Consider the following 18807-nt stretch of genomic DNA (forward strand, 5'->3'; position numbering starts at 1 on the left):
AATCTTCGCTCTACTCATTCGCTCACAGGTGCCCCCTGTTTTTTCAAAAACACATACGAAGTAAAGTACGACGCCGTACATGCCAGCGCCAACGGCAACAACGCATTCGGCGCCCGTGTACATTCCAATGCCAATATCACTGCGGCTACCCATGCACGTGAGGTGCCGGCGAACATGGCTGCCATACCTATGATGGCCGCAATATGCACGCTTAAGTGAACATCGCGAAACGACAACTGCAGCAATGCGGTAAGTGTTACACCCAGCGCGGCTCCCATCACCATCAGCGGAAACATCGCACCACCTGCAGATCCGCTTGCCTGTGCAAACAACCAGGATAAAAACTTAAATACGATCAGCACGATCACCAAATGAAAAGTAATGTTACCATTCAGCGTTGTACGCAGTTGGTGAAACCCCGGGCCAAATGTGGCGGGCTCAAAGTAACCAATTATACCAATGCCTGTGGCGCCTACAACCGGCCACCAATAAGGTTTCAAAGGTAGCCTGGCAAACAGGTCGCTCACTAATGATTGCGCACGTGTAATGAGCCCGGCCACTACGCCGGTGCCGACGCCTACAATGGTATAAAACACTAAGTGTAGCCATTCCGGTTCGGCAATAGCAGGCAGACTAAAAAATGGAGTGTTGCTCCAGAACATCTGCCGGAAGGTAGCGCCAGCCAATGCGGCTAATACAACCGATACACCGCTGAGCAAAGAAAACTCTACCATCCATATTTCTGCAGCCAGTACTGCTGCCGCTACCGGCGCGCCAAAGATGAATGCTACACCAGCCGTGCTGCCCGCAATACACAACACCATCGTTTCCGGCGCCGTAGTAGTAAACAATCCACCCACCCATTTACCAAATCCGTTACCAGCATCCATCGCCGGGCCTTCGGGCCCGAGCGGTGAGCCGGTGCCGATAGCGATCATCGCAGGCAATTGTCGCAACGCACGCATAAAACGCCCGCTGTTGCTTTGTTGCAGTGGATTACTCATAATAGTATGACGGGTAACGGCAAGCGATAAACGCTCCAGTACCATCACCAATAAAGCACCCACAACGGGTACAGCGATTACCCAAACATCTAAATCATGTTTGTCAGGACGACTTACATCAAACGAAAATCTGCCCGCAAAAGCGATGGTAGTTACCAGTCGCAAAAGCCACAGCATGGCCCAGGCAGCCGCGCTGGTACACAGCGCCACCACCAGTGATAACACTGCTATATATAACACACGCTCTAATCCTTTACCGGCAATAAGCCGGGGTGTTGCGGTGTTTTTACCGGCCGCACCAGTGGATAAGGGGATGCCGCAATTACGCGATCTGGAAAAAAAATATCTCAATTCAAAAGTTTTCGGTACTGTCAACCAAATAAAACAAGCGGCTAACAACTATTTATCACTCAGCCTCTTGTAAATATAAGAAATGGGCCTAACAGTGTCAAACACGCGACCGGAGCAGATTACGAAGCGGTCGTATGCATTTCGTGTTATAAAATGTAAGAAAAAAGTTTCGTAGTTTTAGCCGTTTTTCAGTCTATCTTAGCCGTTTCCGTAACCCGCACGCGGCATGTATGGCCCATAAATCACTATTAAGACAAACGACACAACAACAAACCGTAACCTATCTACTATCATGGTAAAAGAATCCATCTTTAACCCGGATCACCAGGCTGGCAGTGTGCCCAGTAAGGTCGTTGCTGCCATGGAGCGTTTATCGGAAGCGTTCAGGGTATTATTATGGAATGAGGCCAAGCATCACGGAATAAGCAGTACCATTCAGATCCAGTTGCTCACCTTTCTCTTGTATTATCCGGAATCCAAACGAACCGTTACCTACCTGGCCAACTACTTCAACATGACCAAAGCCACCATCAGCGATGCTGTTAAATCGCTGGAGTCAAAAGGTCTTGTGCAACGCAAAGCAAGCGAAACCGACACGCGCAGCCACTGCCTTTATCTTTCCCGCGAAGGAAAATCAATGGCGCGTAAAGCGGAAAAGTTTGCGCATCCTATGCAAATGGCCGTGTTAAGCCTTCCGGCCGACAAACAAAATGCATTGCTGGAACAGTTGCTGAAATTGATCGGGAACTTAAATGAACAAGGTGTAATCACACCACAAAGCATGTGTGCCAACTGTCGCTACTATGCCACAAAGGGCAGAACAGGACATTACTGCACACTGGTTCAAAGAATGTTTAGAATTGTAGACCTTAAACTGGATTGCCCGGACTTTGAAGCTGTAGGTCACGCATAAACGTGTTGCCTCGCCGGACGGCGCATCCTTTCAATTGGACGCATTATTAAGACTCACCTTACGCCTGCTGGCCCTTACGCTCATGCTGGTAACTGCGGTACCAACGAACACCCAGTACAGCGATAATGGCCAGCGGCATAAATGCCAGCATCAGTATACCATTATTCAAACCTTTGGCAGGCCCCTCACCTAACTGCTGCGCTGTTTTTGTACACAGCGAACACTGCGCCGCCAGCTCCGTACCGGTGGCCAGCAGTAACCCCAACGCTATCACAACTACCTTTTTCATAGTTACAAAGTTACGCGATTAATAGTAAGGAGAAATCATCAAATACACCACTACGCCGGTGATCGCCACGTAGAACCACATAGGCCAGGTGATCTTCGATATTTTGCGGTGTTTGGCCACATCGTTCTGGAACGCACGCAGCAGTGAAAACAATACGAAAGGTATGATAATGCTCGACAGCAGTATGTGCGTGAGCAACACGAAGTAATATACATAACGCATAGCACCTGTAGCCGCCTTTTCCGCTGCATCCAGCACGTGGTCGTGGTTAGTGTCGCCGTAATAGGTTTTAGGACCTATAAAGTGGTAGGTAACATACGACAACAGGAACACGGCCGACAACGCCACGGCAGTAAGATTAGCGATCTTATGCGCGCGGATTTGCCCGTTCTTCACAAAGTATAAGCTCGCCGCCAGCAACACCGCCGTAGCAGAGTTCAGGATGGCATGGAACAGGGGCAATATGCGCACGTCGAAACCCGGATTGTAATTCGGGCGGGGCATGTAAAATAAGATCGCCACCAGCAAGGGTACTACGACCGACACAATAGCAATAGGTACAGTCAGATTTTTATTCTGCATAAAAAATATCTTTCTCGTTAGCAGGATGAAAGCAGCGGGGCGTAACTAGTGATCCTGACCGGAAAACAGGCGTTTCAACAGGCCCGGCTTACGACGGTCCTTGGCAATATTGATGGTAGCGATATCGCCAGCCAGTTTGCCGATAGCCGTTGTGTCCAGGCCATTGTAATAACCGCGGATGAAGCGCTCCTTGTCGAGCAGGACAATCTTCTCCGTATGCACAAAGTCATCGGGACCGCCATTACCCTGGGTAACGCTTACAAACAGCTCATGGCGGGCGAGGTCGTAAATTTCCTTCTTATCGCCGGTGAGTATCCACCAGTTGTCCGGGTTGATCTCGAACTTGTTGGCGTATTGTTTAATCGCATTCACTGTGTCCCGCTCGGGATCTACCGTGATGGAAAATATCTGTATGAGCGTGTCGTTCTTTTCGAACGCCTCCTGCAACATCTTTAAGTTGGTAGTAAGTTTTGGACAGATGGTCGGGCAACTTGTAAAGAAGAAGTCGATCACGACAAACCTGCTCTTCACATCGCTCAGTTTTACCTTCTGACCAAACTGGTTGGTCAATTCAAAATCCCGTACCTGATGAAATACCGTATCGTAAGTCGTCTTACCGTCCTTAAAAACAGTATCCACACGCTCAGGTATGTAATACCGAGGTATGGATACTATATTTTGGCTGTAATGATCAACTATCAAGTACCCTGCCAGCGGAACAAGGATCGCCAGCCCAACTCCTAATAATGCCCTTCGTGAAATGACTGAATAGTTTAGAATTACAGTAATAATATTTGCTTAGTGGTGGTTGCCCGCAGGTTTTGCACCGTGACCGCCATGGGCGTCTTTCGGCGCCATTTCGATTTTACGTTCTCTACCGGGAGACAGATCTTTACGCATGTTCTTCCAGGAATCACCGTCCGCGAGGAAGGCAATGATGAACCAAACGAAGAATACCAGTGGCACCAGTACGCTTAGGATCAGGTTTTTGATCTCGTGGCCAAGGTGCATAAACTCGGCTACGATGTAAAACGCTTTTACTACGGTCAGGATGACGAAAACACCATTCAGCGCCATTTTAGGCATAAAGTTCCACTCCAGGTGAGCGAATGCCAGTATAATTTCAAAAACCGTAATACCCAGCAGTATCCAAAACGTTCTCCAGATCGAAGAAGTTGAGGAGGATGCCTGTTCTGTGGTTGTATCTACGTGTGCCATGATCTAATATTTCTAAAAGCTCTTTTCTAAATTAATTTAATCAAATTCCGCGTTTCGCTCACTGCGTTCTTACAGCAGGTAGAAGCAGGTGAATACGAATACCCAAACCAGGTCTACAAAGTGCCAGTACAGACCAACTTTTTCCACCATTTCGTAGTGACCACGCTTCTCGTAAGTACCGTTCAGTACGTTCAGCAGGATCACGATATTCAGGATCACACCGGAAGTTACGTGCAGGCCGTGGAAGCCGGTGATGGTAAAGAAGAAGTCGGTGAAGTTAGAGTTAGTAGCAACAGTTCCGTCAGCATTAGCGAAAGGATTCAGTCCCCACCATGCACCGCTGTGGTACAAGTGCGTCCATTCCCATGCCTGGCAACCCAGGAACGCAGCACCACCGATGATAGTCCAGATGAGCCATTTGATTACCGCTTTCCTGTCTCTGTGGTGACCAGCGTGTACGGCCAGTACCATGGTAACAGAACTCATGATCAGGATGAAGGTCATCAAGCTCACGAATACGAGCGGCAGGTTAGCGTCGCCCATGAACGGGAAGGAATGGAATACGTCATTCGGGTCAGGCCATGAAAGGCTGCTGAAACGAACCGTACCATACGATATCAGTAATGCGCCGAAGGTAAAGGCGTCTGATAACAGGAAGTACCACATCATCAACTTGCCGTAGCTCACATTGAAGGGAGAATAACCTCCTGCCCACCATTTTTTCTTCGCTGTAACTGTTGTATCCATCTGTATTTTTTGTAGAATTTTAAACGCTTTTAAATCAAATCAATTTATCTGGCCAGGCTTAGGAATACCAGCAGGTATATCCAAAGAATGTCCACGAAATGCCAGTAAGCAGCAGCTACTTCCACCGGTACCGCACTATAACTGCGGATGCGGGTACGGAAGGCACGGAAGAACATGATCAACAGGGCTACTACGCCACCGAGTACGTGTAAAATGTGCACCGCTACGATTACATAAATGAAGCCTGCAGAAACCGGACCGTTAATAAGGGGCAGATTTCGCTGCATCATATCGGCAAATCCGAATACCTGGGAAACTGTGAAAAGAACTCCTAATATCGCCGTCAGGGTGATGAGTTGCTTATAGCTCCTCATGTTCCTCAGGCGGAACTGCCGCAGCGCCAAATGCATGGTTAAACTGCTGGCCAAAATCACCAAAGTAGAGATCCAGAAGATGCTCGGCAGCTCAAATGCCTGCCAGTTCGCCTGTGACCTTTTCACCACATAAGCACTCGTAAAACCGATGAACATCATCGTGATACTTCCCATGGCTATCCAAAGGGAAAACTTATGCGGATGTATTTTATTTTTCTGTGCAGTCATTGTCGCCATTATCCTCACATTTTTACTTTATCAGCCAATAACGCCAGCATTACGATCGTCAGGTAGAAATAAGAACTGAACATCAGTTTGCGGGCAGATGGCACATCACATTTTCGGTACAGCACAATCGCTTTATACAGGTAGAATGCCCCGGCGAGTAACACGATAATCGCAGATACCCAGCCCGTAAGCTCCAGTACGAACGGCGCCAGTCCCGCGGGGATCAGCAGCAATGCGTACATGGCAGACTGTAAAGCGGTCCATTTGCTCGGACCTTTGTCGGATGGCAACAGTTTAAAACCAGCTTTGGCATAATCTGTATGCGCTATCCAGGCAATGGCCCAGAAGTGTGGGAACTGCCACAGGAACTGGATCGCAAACAGGGCCCAGCCGCCTTCACTCAGTTCGTTGGCTCCTGCCGCCCAGCCGATCAACGGCGGTAACGCACCTGGAACCGCACCCACCAGCACCGCTAATGAGTTCCATTTTTTCCAGGGAGTGTACACGAAACCGTACAATACAAGCGAGGCAAGGCTTACACCGAAGCTTAACCAGTTGAAATAGTAAGCCATGATAAACAGCCCCAGACCACCAGTAATGGTAGCTACCGCTACTGCTTCGCTCACCGATATTCTGCCTGCCGGCAGAGGACGGGGAGCGGTGCGGGCCATCAGTTTATCACTGTCTCTTTCCAATATCTGGTTAATGGCGCTAGCGCCACCGGATACCAAAACGCCACCTATAAATAACAAAAGAACTTTTAATAAATCAAACTCAACGCCAGGTACCAGCAAGTAGCCGACTACACTGGAAAAAACTACCATAAACGTAAGGGTAAACTTCATCAGCTGGAAGTAATCCCTCACCCTGCTTGCTAACGCATATGAAGTCGACAATTTTATGGAATTTTCTTGAACCATTGATGTTGCTTTCCATAGGCCGCCGTCTTGCAACGACGACCTCACTTTCTTAACACACCCGGAAGATCAATGGCTCCGGGAACCGGTAAATATTATCAGTGTGCAGACTCGTCAGCCGAAACAGGAACGGTTTGCGGGATAAAGTCTTTACCATCTTTGCTATAATCATATGGCCACCTGTATACTTCAGGAATTTCGCCAGGCCAGTTACCGTGACCAGGATTGATAGGCGTAGTCCACTCGAGGGTCGTAGCCTGCCAAGGGTTGGTAGTAGTTACTTTACGACCTTTGAAAATGCTGTAGAAGAAGTTGAATACGAACAGCAGCTGTACAGCGAACACCGCGATCACAACGATACTGATGAAAGCATTCAGCGCACCAAACTGGTTGAAGGAAGTCCAGCCGGAGTAGTCGAAATACCTTCTCGGCATACCCGCCATACCTTCGTAGTGCATTGGCCAGAATATCAGGTAAGCACCCACCAAAGTAACCCAGAAGTGAATAAAACCGATCGTGTTGTTCAGATAACGGCCATACATTTTAGGGAACCAATGGTATATCGCGGCGAACATACCGAAGAATGCAGACACACCCATTACAATGTGGAAGTGCGCAATTACAAAGTAAGTATCGTGCAGGTGAATGTCGATAGAGGAGTTACCCAGCCAGATACCGGTCAGACCACCAGAGATAAAGGTGCTCACGAAACCGATAGAGAACAGGGAGCCTGGTGTGAAGCGGATATTACCTTTCCAGATGGTGGTAATCCAGTTAAACACCTTGATGGCAGACGGTACCGCGATCAGCAACGTTAACAGTACGAAGAACGCACCGAGGAACGGGTTAAGACCGGTAACAAACATGTGGTGCGCCCATACGAGGAAGGCCAGGATCGCGATTGCGAACATAGAACCCACCATCGCGAGGTAACCGAAGATCGGTTTACGGCTGTTGATAGCCAGTACCTCAGACACCATACCCATCGCAGGCAGGATGATGATGTACACCTCAGGGTGACCCAGGAACCAGAACAAGTGCTGGTAAAGGATAGCGCTACCACCTTCGTTAGGCAGTACTTTACCTTTTACAAACAGTTCGCTCAGGTAGAAGCTTGTGCCAGCGTGACGGTCGAACAGCAACAGGATGAAGCCGGACAGTAACACAGGGAAAGATAATACACCCAGTACAGCGGTGAAGAAGAATGACCAGATAGTCAGTGGCATCTTCGTCATGCTCATACCTTTAGTACGTAAGTTCAGAATAGTAGAGATGTAGTTCAAACCACCCAGCAGCTGCGACACTACGAACAATGCCATGCTCACCAGCCAGAGGTCCATACCAATTTTAGATCCGATAGAAGCATCACCCAATGCGCTCAGCGGAGGGTAAGACGTCCAGCCACCGGAAGCAGGGCCTGTTTGTACGAAGAACGACGCCAGCATTACCATACCCGCCAGGAAGAAGAACCAGTAGCTGAGCATATTCATGAAAGGAGAAGCCATATCGCGGGCACCTACCTGCAGGGGAATAAGGAAGTTAGAGAAGGTACCGCTCAAACCGGCAGTTAACACGAAGAATACCAGGATGGTACCGTGCATGGTAACCAGGGCGTAATAAGCCTGTGGAGTAATGCGGCCGCCTTCTGCCCAGTGACCGAGAATGCTTTCCAGCCAGGGGAAGGTAGCGTCGGGGAAACCGAGCTGTAAACGGAACAGTACAGAGAATAAAGCACCAATGATCGCCCAGATGATACCTGTAATCAGGAACTGTTTCGCAATCATTTTGTGGTCCATACTGAACACATACTTCGAAATGAAGCTCTGCTCATGATGGTGGTCATGATCATGCCCATTATGGTGATCATGTCCCTCTCCGTGATGACTTACCTCATGTTGACCGTGCAAAGTTGCTTCGTGACTCATATTCAGTTCTGTTTGTTATTAGCCATCAACGCGGTAATATTCGTTGCTGGCAATTGTCTTTTTTAAGTTTTTTCTACTGATTTCGTTTTTACACCTTAGTTGGCAGCCACTGTTTTGGTTGCAGCGCTGTCCGCCTTTTCCGCAGGAGCAGCAGGAGCGTCGGAAGTGTGGGCCAGTGAATATTGGCTCACCTGCTTCGCTACCCAGGCGTCATACTCTTCCTGTGTTTCCACCACGATCACACCTCTCATGGAGTAGTGACCTTCACCACACATCTGGTCGCAGGAAATTTCGTATGTGAAATCAGGATTGTTTGTTTTCTTCTTCATTTCCGCTGTAGTAAACTTAGGCGTAAACCACAGTGTAGTAGGAATACCAGGAACGGCGTCCATTTTCAGGCGGAAGTGAGCCAAACCTACGTCGTGTACTACATCTTTAGCACCAATGATCAGTTTAACAGGCTTACCAACAACAATGTGCATTTCGCTGGCCATGAAGTCGTCCTTGTTCAGGTCGTCTGTCCAGTCCTGGCCCACAGGGTTGGTAGCGTTATTGATGTTTTTGTAGAATTTGCTGCCGAGCAGGCCGTCTTTACCCGGGTAGCGGAACAGCCAGTTAAACTGCTGACCGGTAATTTCTACCACTGCTGCGTCTTTAGGCGCCTCAGAAGTTAAACGGAACCAGTGCTTCAAACCGAATGCTACCAGTACAGTCAGCGCGATCGCCGGGATTACTGTCCAGATCACCTCCAGTTTATTGTTATGCGGGAAGTAAAATGCTTTACGACCTTCTTTCTCCTGGTACTTGTAAGCGAACCAGAACAGCAGGATCTGCGTGATAACGAATACGATACCGGTAAGGATCAGGGTTACCTTGATCATACTGTCAATACCTTCACCATGATCAGAGGCAGATTCGCCCAGGATCTTGTCTTTCAGGATGTCATTACACCACCAAACGCCAATCAGCCCCAGTATCAGGAAAGCTATCAGCAGGAAACCGTTGATGCGGTTGTTCTGCTGGCGCGATTTCTTTTCCCCCTTCAAGATGGACACATATTCACTTGCCTTCGCAATCTGAAAGATGACCACGAATATGAGGACAACAACTAAAACTGCTAAAAATCCTGACATTGTTATTTGAAATAATTAAGTTATCTAATGCTTATTCGTTGTTTTTATCTTTTCACAATCCGCAGGACTAAACCTGGTGGATGATGCTCTCTCTCAAATAAGGGTGAGTTTTCGGTGTCAGTGATGCTTTCGTCAGCTGGTGCAGCGTTACAAAAATCACGATGCCTACGAAACCAAGACCAATACCCAATTCGTACCATGGGAATACCAGGTGGTTATCCTGTGTACCCGGAGCTACCATTTGGAAGAAGTCGAGCCAGTGGCCGGAGATAACAACTATCGCCATGATGGTTACCAATGTAGCGTTACGTTTTGCACCACGTTTCATCAGTATCAACAGCGGCAGTACGAAGTTCACGATCAGGTTGGCAAAGAATACCGGCCTGAAAGGTCCCTGCATACGCGGAATAAAGTAAATAGTTTCCTCAGGAATGTTTGCATACCAGATCAGCATGAACTGAGAGAACCACAGGTAAGTCCAGAAAATGCTGAATGCAAACATGAATTTACCCAGGTCATGAATGTGCTCGTCGCTAACATATGACAGGTAACCTTGTTTTTTCAGGTAAATCACGAACAGTGCGATCAGTGACATACCAGATACGAAGGTGCTCGCAAAAGTATACCAGCTGTACATGGTAGAAAACCAGTGTGCATCGATGCTCATCAGCCACAACCATGGAGTAGTAGAACCAACAGTCAGTGCGAATACTACGATAAAGCCTGCACACCAAACGGTATTTCTCCAGATCAGTTTGCGACCGGTTTCAGCGTCCATTACCCAGCTATCCTGTTCGATGGACATCCTGCGCAGTTTAATTGTCAGCGCGATCCACAAACCGATAGTGATAACAGTAGCAGTGATGAAAAATGTAGGGTTCAGGAAGGCAGATTTGAACAACAGGATCGGGTCATGCTGTACGTGTTCAGCATTGGTCCAGTGGTAAATATGCTCTTTCTTACCTAATACTAAGGTGATTAATATAGCAAAGGCAATTACACCCAGCACCGGCACTACCATGGAGATAGCTTCGGGTACGCGACGGAAAGCGATCTGCCAGCCGCCGTGAGCGAGGGTTGTTGCGCTGATGAAGAAGGTGCTGGTCAGTACCACCATCAGGAAAAATGTACTGTTCTGCAGCAAGCCTGCCCAAAAGCGTGTGTCTCCATGCTCACCACCGAGCGTAAACAATCCGATCAATAAAGTCAGCAAGCCAACTCCCATCAGCACAAAGCTGGTCGTTTTTAATCTTGCCGGTACTACAAATTGGTCCTTCATTACCTGTATATTAAAATACTTTTCTAAATTCAGTTTTATCAAAATTACTTAGTTGCCGCCGTATCTGCTGCGGGCGCTGCATTAGCAGCCTGGGTGCTGTCACCTGCAGGTGCTACAGCAGATGGAACGGTACCACCGGTCTGCACACTCTTAATATAAGCCACCACTTTCCAGCGTTGCTCACGATCGAGCTGGCTGGCGTAGCTGCCCATCACGTTATAACCATAAGTAGCTACGTGGAAAATACGGCCTTCGCTGTAACCAGCTACTTTACCGGCGATAAAGCTCGCAGGCGCAGCAGCGTATGGTCCGTCGCCGCCTTTGTAAAGCGGACCGTTACCGTCCAGTTTAGTACCATGGCAAATACCGCAATAGATGTTGTACAGGCGTTTGCCTTCTTCCAGATCAGTTGCAGAGAGCGTGAGCGGGTTCTTAACGAAGTTAGCCTGTGCAGTATCTTCAGCTTTTAAAGTATAAGGCAGTAATTCACCTCTTTTCACGGTACCTTCTACCGGCTTCATGTTCGCTACAGTCTTGTTATAGAACTCATATGCACGGGAGTCAACCATGTCAGGCACATAGTGCTTTCCAGGTTTCCTGTGATCAGTACTGCAAGCCGCCAGGAAAGATCCGCCTGTCAGCGCTGCTGCAATCAATATGTTGGAAGTCCTTTTCATCAGTAATTTTTTGTCTACTCGTTGGTCTGACGTTGCGGCTTTCGCCGCATTATAATTCGTTTATTATGATTCTTTTACTACGCTTTAACGGTAACAGGTTCGCTGTACAAGCGGCTTTCCTGGTCGTAGCGGCCTAACCACCAGCCGGTTTCGGCTGTTTGTTCGTTCACTTCTTTGGCACCTACACTGCTCAAAAACTCCTTCAGTTCCGCAGCACCGTTTTTGCCGGTTACCTCAATCGCCATCACAAACAAATCGTCTGTCTGACGCGGGTGGAAGATGTGTTTTTTCACAAAAGGAGCCAGCTGACACAGGTAGCAGAAAGTAAGCACCATGCCTACTGCCGCAAACAGTACCGTTAACTCGAATGTGATGGGAATGAACGCCGGAAGCGGAAAGTGTGGTTTACCACCGATGTTCATTGGCCAGTCTGTTGTAAATACCCAGCCCATTACAGAAAGAGCCGTAGTAGTACCGGTGATGCCATAAACGAAACCGGCAGTGTGCAGGCTCGTTTCACGAAGACCCATTGCATGGTCCAATCCGTGTACCGGGAAAGGCGTATACACATCGTGCAGCTTGTATCCGGCAGCCCTTACTTTCTTAACAGCCGGGAACAATACCGCCTCGTCATCAAAACTACCTACAACAAATTTTTTTACAGCCATATATTGAGAAATTCAAAGTTCAATTAAAACAATCCTGTTAGTCCGTGATTAGTGGTGATGTGCGTGATCGTGAGCAAATGCTTCAACTTCCTGAGCTTCATATTTACCCATTTTGTCTTTATAGCTCTTACCAGTTGTTTTCAGTACGCTCTTGATCTCTGCTACCGCAATTACCGGGAAGTATTTAGCGAACAGGAAGAAGCAGGTAAAGAACAAACCGAAAGTACCTACATAGAAGCCAACTTCTGGCCAGGACGGACGGTAGTAACCCCAGCTGGACGGCAGATAGTCGCGGTACAGGGAGGTACAGATGATCACGAAACGCTCGAACCACATACCAATGTTCACGATGATAGACATTACGAAGGTCACCATGATGTTTCTTCTCATTTTAGAGAACCAGAACACCTGCGGAGAAATTACGTTACAGCTCATCATGATCCAGTAAGACCAACCCAGCGGACCGGCAGCACGATATTTATAGAAGGTGTCGAACTCGTAAGGAACAGCACCGTACCAGGCCATGAACAGCTCGGTCAGGTAAGCTACACCCACCACAGAACCAGTCAGTACAATTACTTTGTTCATCGCTTCGATGTGACCAATAGTAATGTAATCTTCCAGGCCCAGGATCTTACGGGTGATGATCAGCAGGGTGTTTACCATCGCGAAACCAGAGAAGATCGCGCCCGCTACGAAGTAGGGAGGGAAGATGGTCGTGTGCCAACCAGGAATTACAGAGGTAGCAAAGTCAAAAGATACGATGGTGTGTACAGACAGTACCAGTGGTGTTGACAAACCTGCCAGTACCAGTGATAAAGACTCATGACGCTGCCAGTGTTTAGTGGAACCAGTCCAACCGAAGGAAGCAACACCGTATAATAACTTGCGGAGTTTAGTTTTAGCACGGTCACGAACGGTAGCAAAGTCAGGGATCAGACCAGAATACCAGAACAACAGTGATACCGTGAAATAAGTAGAGATCGCAAATACGTCCCACAACAGCGGCGAGTTAAAGTTTACCCAAACCGGACCGCGGGTGTTAGGATAAGGAAGGATGAAGAAGCCCATCCAAACACGACCCATGTGGAAGATCGGGAACTGACCCGCACACATTACCGCGAAGATGGTCATCGCCTCTGCCGCACGGTTCACACCTGTACGCCAGCCCTGGCGGAACAGCAACAGGATCGCGGAGATCAGCGTACCGGCGTGACCGATACCTACCCACCATACGAAGTTGGTGATGTCATAACCCCAACCGATCGTTTTGTTCAGGTTCCACACACCTGTACCGAAGTAAACCTCCCAAAATACAGAGAAGGCACCGAAGCCTAACAATACGAGAGAAATGAAAAATCCAATGTACCACAGTTTGCCGGGCTTCGCCTCAATAGGACTGATAATATCCTCAGTTACCTGGTGATAATCCTTAACCCCGTCAACTAAAGGTTCTCTCAGTGTGGATTCGTACTTTAAATGCATAGTATTCTGAGCTTTGGTCAGCCAGCCTTGCGGCTGACTGACTATTTAATGCAAAACTTATCTAGATCTCTTTTAATAATTCTTATCGTTTCAACTTATCCTTAGTGGTGAGCCGCTTCTTTCGTTGCAGTCGCGCCGTGGCCATGTTCTGCCGCTTTAGGAGCTGCATCTTTGTTACGGATCTTCGCCAGGTAGTTGATGTTTGGCAGCGTGTGCGTTTCTTCCAGAACGTAGTACAGACGGTCTTTCTGTTCAATGTTACGGAGTTTGTAGATCGCACTTTCTTTATCGTTCACGTTACCGAAGATGATAGAGTCAGAAGCACAAGCCTGTTGACAAGCCGTTTTCGCTTCACCATCTTTGATCGGACGACCTGCTTTCTTAGCAGTCAGTTTCGCATCCTGTAAGCGCTGTACGCAGAAAGAACATTTTTCCATAGTACCGCGGGCACGAACCACTACATCAGGGTTCAACACCATACGGGTAAGGCTGTCGTTCATATCAGCTACATCGTACAGGTTACCGTCGAAGCTATCAGCACCGTTCCAGTCTCTCCAGTTGAAGCGACGAACTTTGTACGGACAGTTGTTCGCGCAATAACGCGTACCGATACAACGGTTATAAGCCATCTGGTTAATACCTTCTGAGCTGTGGTTGGTAGCTGCTACCGGACAAACGTTCTCACATGGAGCGTTATCACAGTGCTGGCAAAGCATCGGCTGGAACACTACTTCCGGATTGTCAACGTCGCCCGCAAAGTAACGGTCGATGCGCAGCCAATGCATTTCGTGCGCCAGGATCACCTGCTCTTTACCTACTACAGATACGTTGTTCTCTGCCTGACAAGCAATGGTACAAGCGCCACAACCAAAGCAGGTGTTGAGGTCGATCGACATACCCCACTTCACACCGTTACCCGGTACCATGTGTACGTCTTTGTACATCGTTGCGTCGTGTGCGAAGTCTTCACCGTAGTGGTGCAGCTTCTCACGATCTTTATTTACTGCTTTAGGGTTCGTGATGAACTCCTGCAGGGTAGTTTCTTTAACGATCGGACGGCCTTCGTAGCTGTTGTGCGTCTGGGTCAGACCAACCGGGTATTTAGCACCCGTTGCTTCTGCAGTTGCTTCAGCAGCAAAGTAATCGAAAGTCTGGCCGTTGAAGCTTACCATTGGATAAGCGTTCTGACCAATTCTGCCGGCAGCTTTACCGATCAGTTTTGCATCGCCACGGCCGTAACCAACTGCGATCGCGATTGTCTCGGGGTGAATACCGGGAACGATCAGCAAAGGCAGCACAATCTCTTTACCGTTAGCTTTTATTTTCAGTACTTTCCTGTCTGCGTTGATCTCATAATCGTCGCCCAGCTCTTCGTGGAAAGATTTGGCGAGCGTGTTGGAGATACATGCGTAGTTGTCCCAGGTAGCACGGGTAATCGGGTCGGGCATTTCCTGTAACCAGGGGTTGTTTGCCTCTTTACCGCTACCGATCGCTACTTTCTGATACAGTGTAAGTTCCAGTTTACCACCTTGCTTGGTGCTGATCTTACCAGCAGCAGCAGCGGCGTCGGCAGCGAATGATGCACCACCCAAAGCAGGGGCTGCAGCTGGTTCGATGATACCGTCCTGGAGTACTTTGTTCCATTGTTCAACACCACCCAGTTTAGCGATCCAGGCATTTTTCAGGTATTCTACCCATGGAGTAGTGTTACCTGCCCAGATCAGCAGGCTGTCCTGCAGGGCGCGTGTTTTAAACAGGGGCGCGATGGTTGGTTGAATGAAGGAGATATAACCCGTTCTGCCTTCCGCATCACCCCAGCTTTCGAGGTAGTGATGGTCGGGAACGATGAATTTACAAAGCTGTGTGGTCTCGTCCAGGCGCTCGTTGAATGACACGGTCAAACCAACTTTAGCGATACCGGATTTGAATTTAGCCTGGTCGAAGTAGTCATAAGCAGGGTTAGCACCGGCAATCAGCAGGGCGCCAATAGCACCAGCGTTCATGTCGTTAACCAGCTGCTGCATGTCTGCATCAATACCCTGGCGGATGTTGGAGGTAGTAGCCCAGTCGATCGTAGTACCATTGGAACCAGCCATGTTATTGATGGCGTTTACAATGATTTGAACGTTTACGTCGTTGGAACCGCTTACGATCAGTGATTTACCGGGGTTAGCCTGGATCGCTTTCGCAGCTTTCATTACACCGGCTTTCACTTTCTCGTCCAGGGCAGGCATTGCTACGCCGCCGCCGAGTGCTGAGTACAGCGCCAGGGCAACCGCGCCAGCCTGTGAAGGACGGTGTGTGAAACGCTCGTCGGCATTGGCACCGGTAAGGCTCATTACGCTCTCGAACTGGAAGTGTTTGCTCATTTCCGGTTTGTCGGCATTGATCTTACGGGTAGTACCGTATGCGCGGGTAATTTCAGCAGTGTTTAACCAGGTACCGAGGAAGTCGGCGCCCAGGCTCACTACTACTTTAGCGTTTTCGAAGTGGTAAACAGGCAGCGTTCTTTTACCGTAAGATGCTTCGTTGGCGAGCAGCATACCGGAATAAGAGATCGCATCGTATGTTACATGGCGGCCACCTGGGTATTTCGCCAGGAACTCGCTGATCACTTGTTTAGTGGAGGGGCTGATGATGGTGGACGTAAGCAGCACAACAGGTTTGCCACCTAAACCAGCCAGCGCGGACATCACTTGTTTGTCCAGCTCAGCGAAAGTCATTTCGTTTACTTTCTCTTTACCATCGAAAGTACCCGGTACACGTACGCGGGCCACATCGTACAGGCTCAGTACAGAACCCTGTACTCTTGCTGTAGTGGTACCACCTGTTACGGTAGACATTTCGTTACCTTCTATTTTGATGGGACGGCCCTCGCGGGTTTTCACCACCACCGGTACGAAATCGCCTTCGGTTACATAAGTGGAAGCATATAAGTTAGGTACGCCAGGCGTAATTTCTTCTGGCTTATTTACATAAGGAATCGCCTTCTTGATCGGAGTTTCACAGCTTGCTGCGATCGTTGCGGCCGCAGTGGTAAAACCGAGGTATTTCAGGAAGTCCCGTCGGGGGGTAGCGGCATTCAGCAGGCTCTCGCTCTCTTCAAACGGCAGTTCTTCTCCGAATTCGTTGTTCACAACTTCCTGGTGTCCAGGTGTATTGTGCAACTCCTCCAAGCCTTTCCAATACTTTTTTTGCTCCATGTTATATTAACGAGTTACGATTTTATAAATGATCGGTTGCAATATGCCCGCGGGAGTGTACAGTGTTTATTATGTTATTATACTGCTTCCCGGCCAGGCGGTGTTAGTTCAATTCGATTAGTAGTGACATTTCTGACATTCAGTACCGCCTACCATTTCTACAGTTACACTGTCGATGGCGCCGCTCTTAATGTCATTGTGCAATTTCTCGAAGATGCTGTAGTATCCGTTTTCAGCAAACTGTACTTTGGTAGTACGGTGACAGTTTACGCACCAACCCATTGACAGGTCGGCATGCTGAGAAACTTCGTCCATATCCTGGATGTTGCCGTGACAGGTTTGACACTGTACTTTACCGGCTACTACGTGCTGAGAGTGGTTGAAGTAAACGTGGTCGGGCAGGTTGTGGATCTTAACCCATTCGATAGGCTCGCCGGCTTTTACATATTTACCAGCTTTAGGGTCCCAACCAACTGCATCGAACAACTTCTGGAGTTCCGCAGTACCATTCACTTTCTTGCCTTCGGCAGTAAACAGGTCCGGACCAGTATATTCATTGATCGCTTTGTGACAGTTCATACACACGTTTTCGGCAGGGATCATCGCGTGTTTGCTCTTCTCTGCACCGGAGTGGCAGTAAAGACAGCTGATCTGGTTAGTACCTGCGTGTACTTTGTGGGAGTAGAATATCGGTTGCTCAGGCATGTAGTCCTGTGTGCGACCCAGGCCAACCGCACCCTGGATGGTGAAGTAACCGCCGATCATGAACAGGATAACGATACCCAGTGCGATGTATGCTTTGTTTTTGTAAAATGCTACCGGCTCTGGCTGGTCAACACCTTCTTTCTCGGCGGCCAGTTTGTTCAGGTTGCTGTTGATCTGCATCAGAATAACCGCTACAACCGCCAGGATCAGGGTAATTACACCGAAGATCAGGCTGTTGCTTCCGGAATCATCTGATTTTGCAGTAGCAGCACCGGCGCCAGAATCTGCACCAGCAGGACCTTTACCACCTTTCGCTTCCTCGTCGGCGATGAAAGCCATGATGTTATCAATGTCTGCATCTGTAAAGGTTGGGAACGCAGGCATTGCAGTTCCGTTATACTCCTTAAACAGGTTATTTGCGTATGCGTCGCCAGTAGCGAGCACGCCTGCAGAGTTCTTGATCCACTTGTGAAGCAAGGCTTGATCCGCCCATCTCTCCGTCACTCCTTTCAGAGCGGGACCTGTCAATTTCTTGTGAACATTATGGCACGAAGCACAATTTGCCTGGAATAATGCCTTACCAGCAGCAGGATCTGCAGCGTTAGCAGGTGTAAAAGAAAACACCAGACCAACGCATAGGATAAGAACACTCACAAATTGCTTGCGCAAAAGAATGGATACACGACAATACACAGCCTATATAAATTTAGATTTGACCTTAGGTTTCTTTAAAAGTGCCCACAAAAATAAGACAGAATGTTGACAATTTACCAACAATTGAAAAAAATTCTTGCTTGCATCTATACAAAGTTTTATATATAATACAAATCGGGATGATCAGCCAAAACACGCTACAGATCAGTCTTTCAAAGCAATTTTATGACAACAATTAGCGCATAAATCTGCTATTTATGATAAAAATCATGTTTTGTAACGCCTTTCCGCCCGATGCTTATTTACTTGCTTCCGGTGCAATATTAACCTTTAAATTATAATCTGTACTTTTTAATCCAGGAAAGATGGAGAGAATTGATACTGAAGGGCTTCCTTGTTCGCCATAAAAGTGATGGTCTTTCATGAATAGGACACCTTATTATATAGGTAACCTT

17 protein-coding genes are annotated in these 18807 nt (G+C 48.2%); 1 reads left to right on the forward strand and 16 read right to left on the reverse strand.

The genetic code is table 11. The annotated features are described in order from the left end of the window. Window positions 1-14: 14 nt before the first annotated feature. Window positions 15-1355, reverse strand: coding sequence for a chloride channel protein (locus MKQ68_RS20995; protein ID WP_264280812.1), 1341 nt, complete (start codon window positions 1353-1355; stop codon window positions 15-17). A gap of 292 nt (window positions 1356-1647) precedes the next feature. On the opposite strand from MKQ68_RS20995, the gene MKQ68_RS21000 reads away from it, so the two are divergent. Further along, window positions 1648-2268 (forward strand): MarR family winged helix-turn-helix transcriptional regulator, encoded by a 621-nt coding sequence (locus MKQ68_RS21000; protein WP_264280813.1) that lies wholly within the window; start codon window positions 1648-1650, stop codon window positions 2266-2268. 58 nt (window positions 2269-2326) lie between these two features. On the opposite strand, the gene MKQ68_RS21005 is transcribed toward MKQ68_RS21000, so the two are convergent. The 15 genes from MKQ68_RS21005 to MKQ68_RS21075 all read right to left on the reverse strand — a co-directional run bounded on the left by MKQ68_RS21005 (window position 2327) and on the right by MKQ68_RS21075 (window position 18352). Further along, window positions 2327-2557, reverse strand: coding sequence for a hypothetical protein (locus tag MKQ68_RS21005; protein ID WP_244836002.1), 231 nt, complete (start codon window positions 2555-2557; stop codon window positions 2327-2329). 18 nt (window positions 2558-2575) lie between these two features. Beyond that, window positions 2576-3139 carry a DUF420 domain-containing protein gene (locus MKQ68_RS21010; RefSeq protein ID WP_244836004.1) on the reverse strand — a complete coding sequence of 188 codons (564 nt, stop codon included), beginning with the start codon at window positions 3137-3139 and terminating at the stop codon, window positions 2576-2578. Between the two features lie 45 nt (window positions 3140-3184). Further along, window positions 3185-3778, reverse strand: a complete 594-nt coding sequence (locus MKQ68_RS21015; RefSeq protein WP_264280814.1) for an SCO family protein — start codon at window positions 3776-3778, stop codon at window positions 3185-3187. Window positions 3779-3937: 159 nt separating this feature from the next. Continuing rightward, window positions 3938-4357: a cytochrome C oxidase subunit IV family protein gene (locus MKQ68_RS21020; RefSeq protein ID WP_264280815.1), complete on the reverse strand. Its 420-nt coding sequence runs from the start codon at window positions 4355-4357 to the stop codon at window positions 3938-3940. Between the two features lie 69 nt (window positions 4358-4426). Further along, the gene (locus tag MKQ68_RS21025) at window positions 4427-5104 is read right to left on the reverse strand and encodes a cytochrome c oxidase subunit 3 (protein WP_264280816.1); all 678 of its coding nucleotides are present in this window, start codon (window positions 5102-5104) and stop codon (window positions 4427-4429) included. A gap of 44 nt (window positions 5105-5148) precedes the next feature. Then, window positions 5149-5706 (reverse strand): cytochrome c oxidase subunit 3, encoded by a 558-nt coding sequence (locus tag MKQ68_RS21030; RefSeq protein ID WP_264280817.1) that lies wholly within the window; start codon window positions 5704-5706, stop codon window positions 5149-5151. Window positions 5707-5720: 14 nt separating this feature from the next. Further along, window positions 5721-6530, reverse strand: coding sequence for a heme o synthase (cyoE, locus tag MKQ68_RS21035; RefSeq protein ID WP_264280818.1), 810 nt, complete (start codon window positions 6528-6530; stop codon window positions 5721-5723). A 191-nt stretch (window positions 6531-6721) separates the two neighbouring features. After that, entirely contained in the window at window positions 6722-8548 is a 1827-nt protein-coding gene (locus tag MKQ68_RS21040) for a cytochrome c oxidase subunit I (protein WP_264280819.1), read from the reverse strand. Between the two features lie 95 nt (window positions 8549-8643). Next, a complete protein-coding gene (locus MKQ68_RS21045) occupies window positions 8644-9681 on the reverse strand; it encodes a cytochrome c oxidase subunit II (RefSeq protein ID WP_264280820.1) in 1038 nt (345 codons plus the stop codon). A gap of 67 nt (window positions 9682-9748) precedes the next feature. Then, on the reverse strand, window positions 9749-10960 hold the full coding sequence (locus MKQ68_RS21050) for a quinol:cytochrome C oxidoreductase (RefSeq protein WP_264280821.1): 1212 nt from the start codon (window positions 10958-10960) through the stop codon (window positions 9749-9751). 44 nt (window positions 10961-11004) lie between these two features. After that, the gene (locus tag MKQ68_RS21055; protein WP_244836020.1) at window positions 11005-11637 is read right to left on the reverse strand and encodes a c-type cytochrome; all 633 of its coding nucleotides are present in this window, start codon (window positions 11635-11637) and stop codon (window positions 11005-11007) included. A gap of 77 nt (window positions 11638-11714) precedes the next feature. Next, window positions 11715-12305 carry a DUF3341 domain-containing protein gene (locus MKQ68_RS21060; RefSeq protein ID WP_264280822.1) on the reverse strand — a complete coding sequence of 197 codons (591 nt, stop codon included), beginning with the start codon at window positions 12303-12305 and terminating at the stop codon, window positions 11715-11717. A gap of 48 nt (window positions 12306-12353) precedes the next feature. After that, window positions 12354-13790 carry an NrfD/PsrC family molybdoenzyme membrane anchor subunit gene (gene nrfD / locus MKQ68_RS21065; protein ID WP_264280823.1) on the reverse strand — a complete coding sequence of 479 codons (1437 nt, stop codon included), beginning with the start codon at window positions 13788-13790 and terminating at the stop codon, window positions 12354-12356. 101 nt (window positions 13791-13891) lie between these two features. Then, a complete protein-coding gene (locus tag MKQ68_RS21070) occupies window positions 13892-16993 on the reverse strand; it encodes a TAT-variant-translocated molybdopterin oxidoreductase (RefSeq protein WP_264280824.1) in 3102 nt (1033 codons plus the stop codon). A 117-nt stretch (window positions 16994-17110) separates the two neighbouring features. Beyond that, complete coding sequence (locus MKQ68_RS21075) at window positions 17111-18352, reverse strand: c-type cytochrome (RefSeq protein ID WP_349773797.1); 1242 nt, start codon at window positions 18350-18352, stop codon at window positions 17111-17113. Window positions 18353-18807: the final 455 nt, after the last annotated feature.

The organism is Chitinophaga horti (assembly GCF_022867795.2).
Classification (GTDB): domain Bacteria; phylum Bacteroidota; class Bacteroidia; order Chitinophagales; family Chitinophagaceae; genus Chitinophaga; species Chitinophaga horti.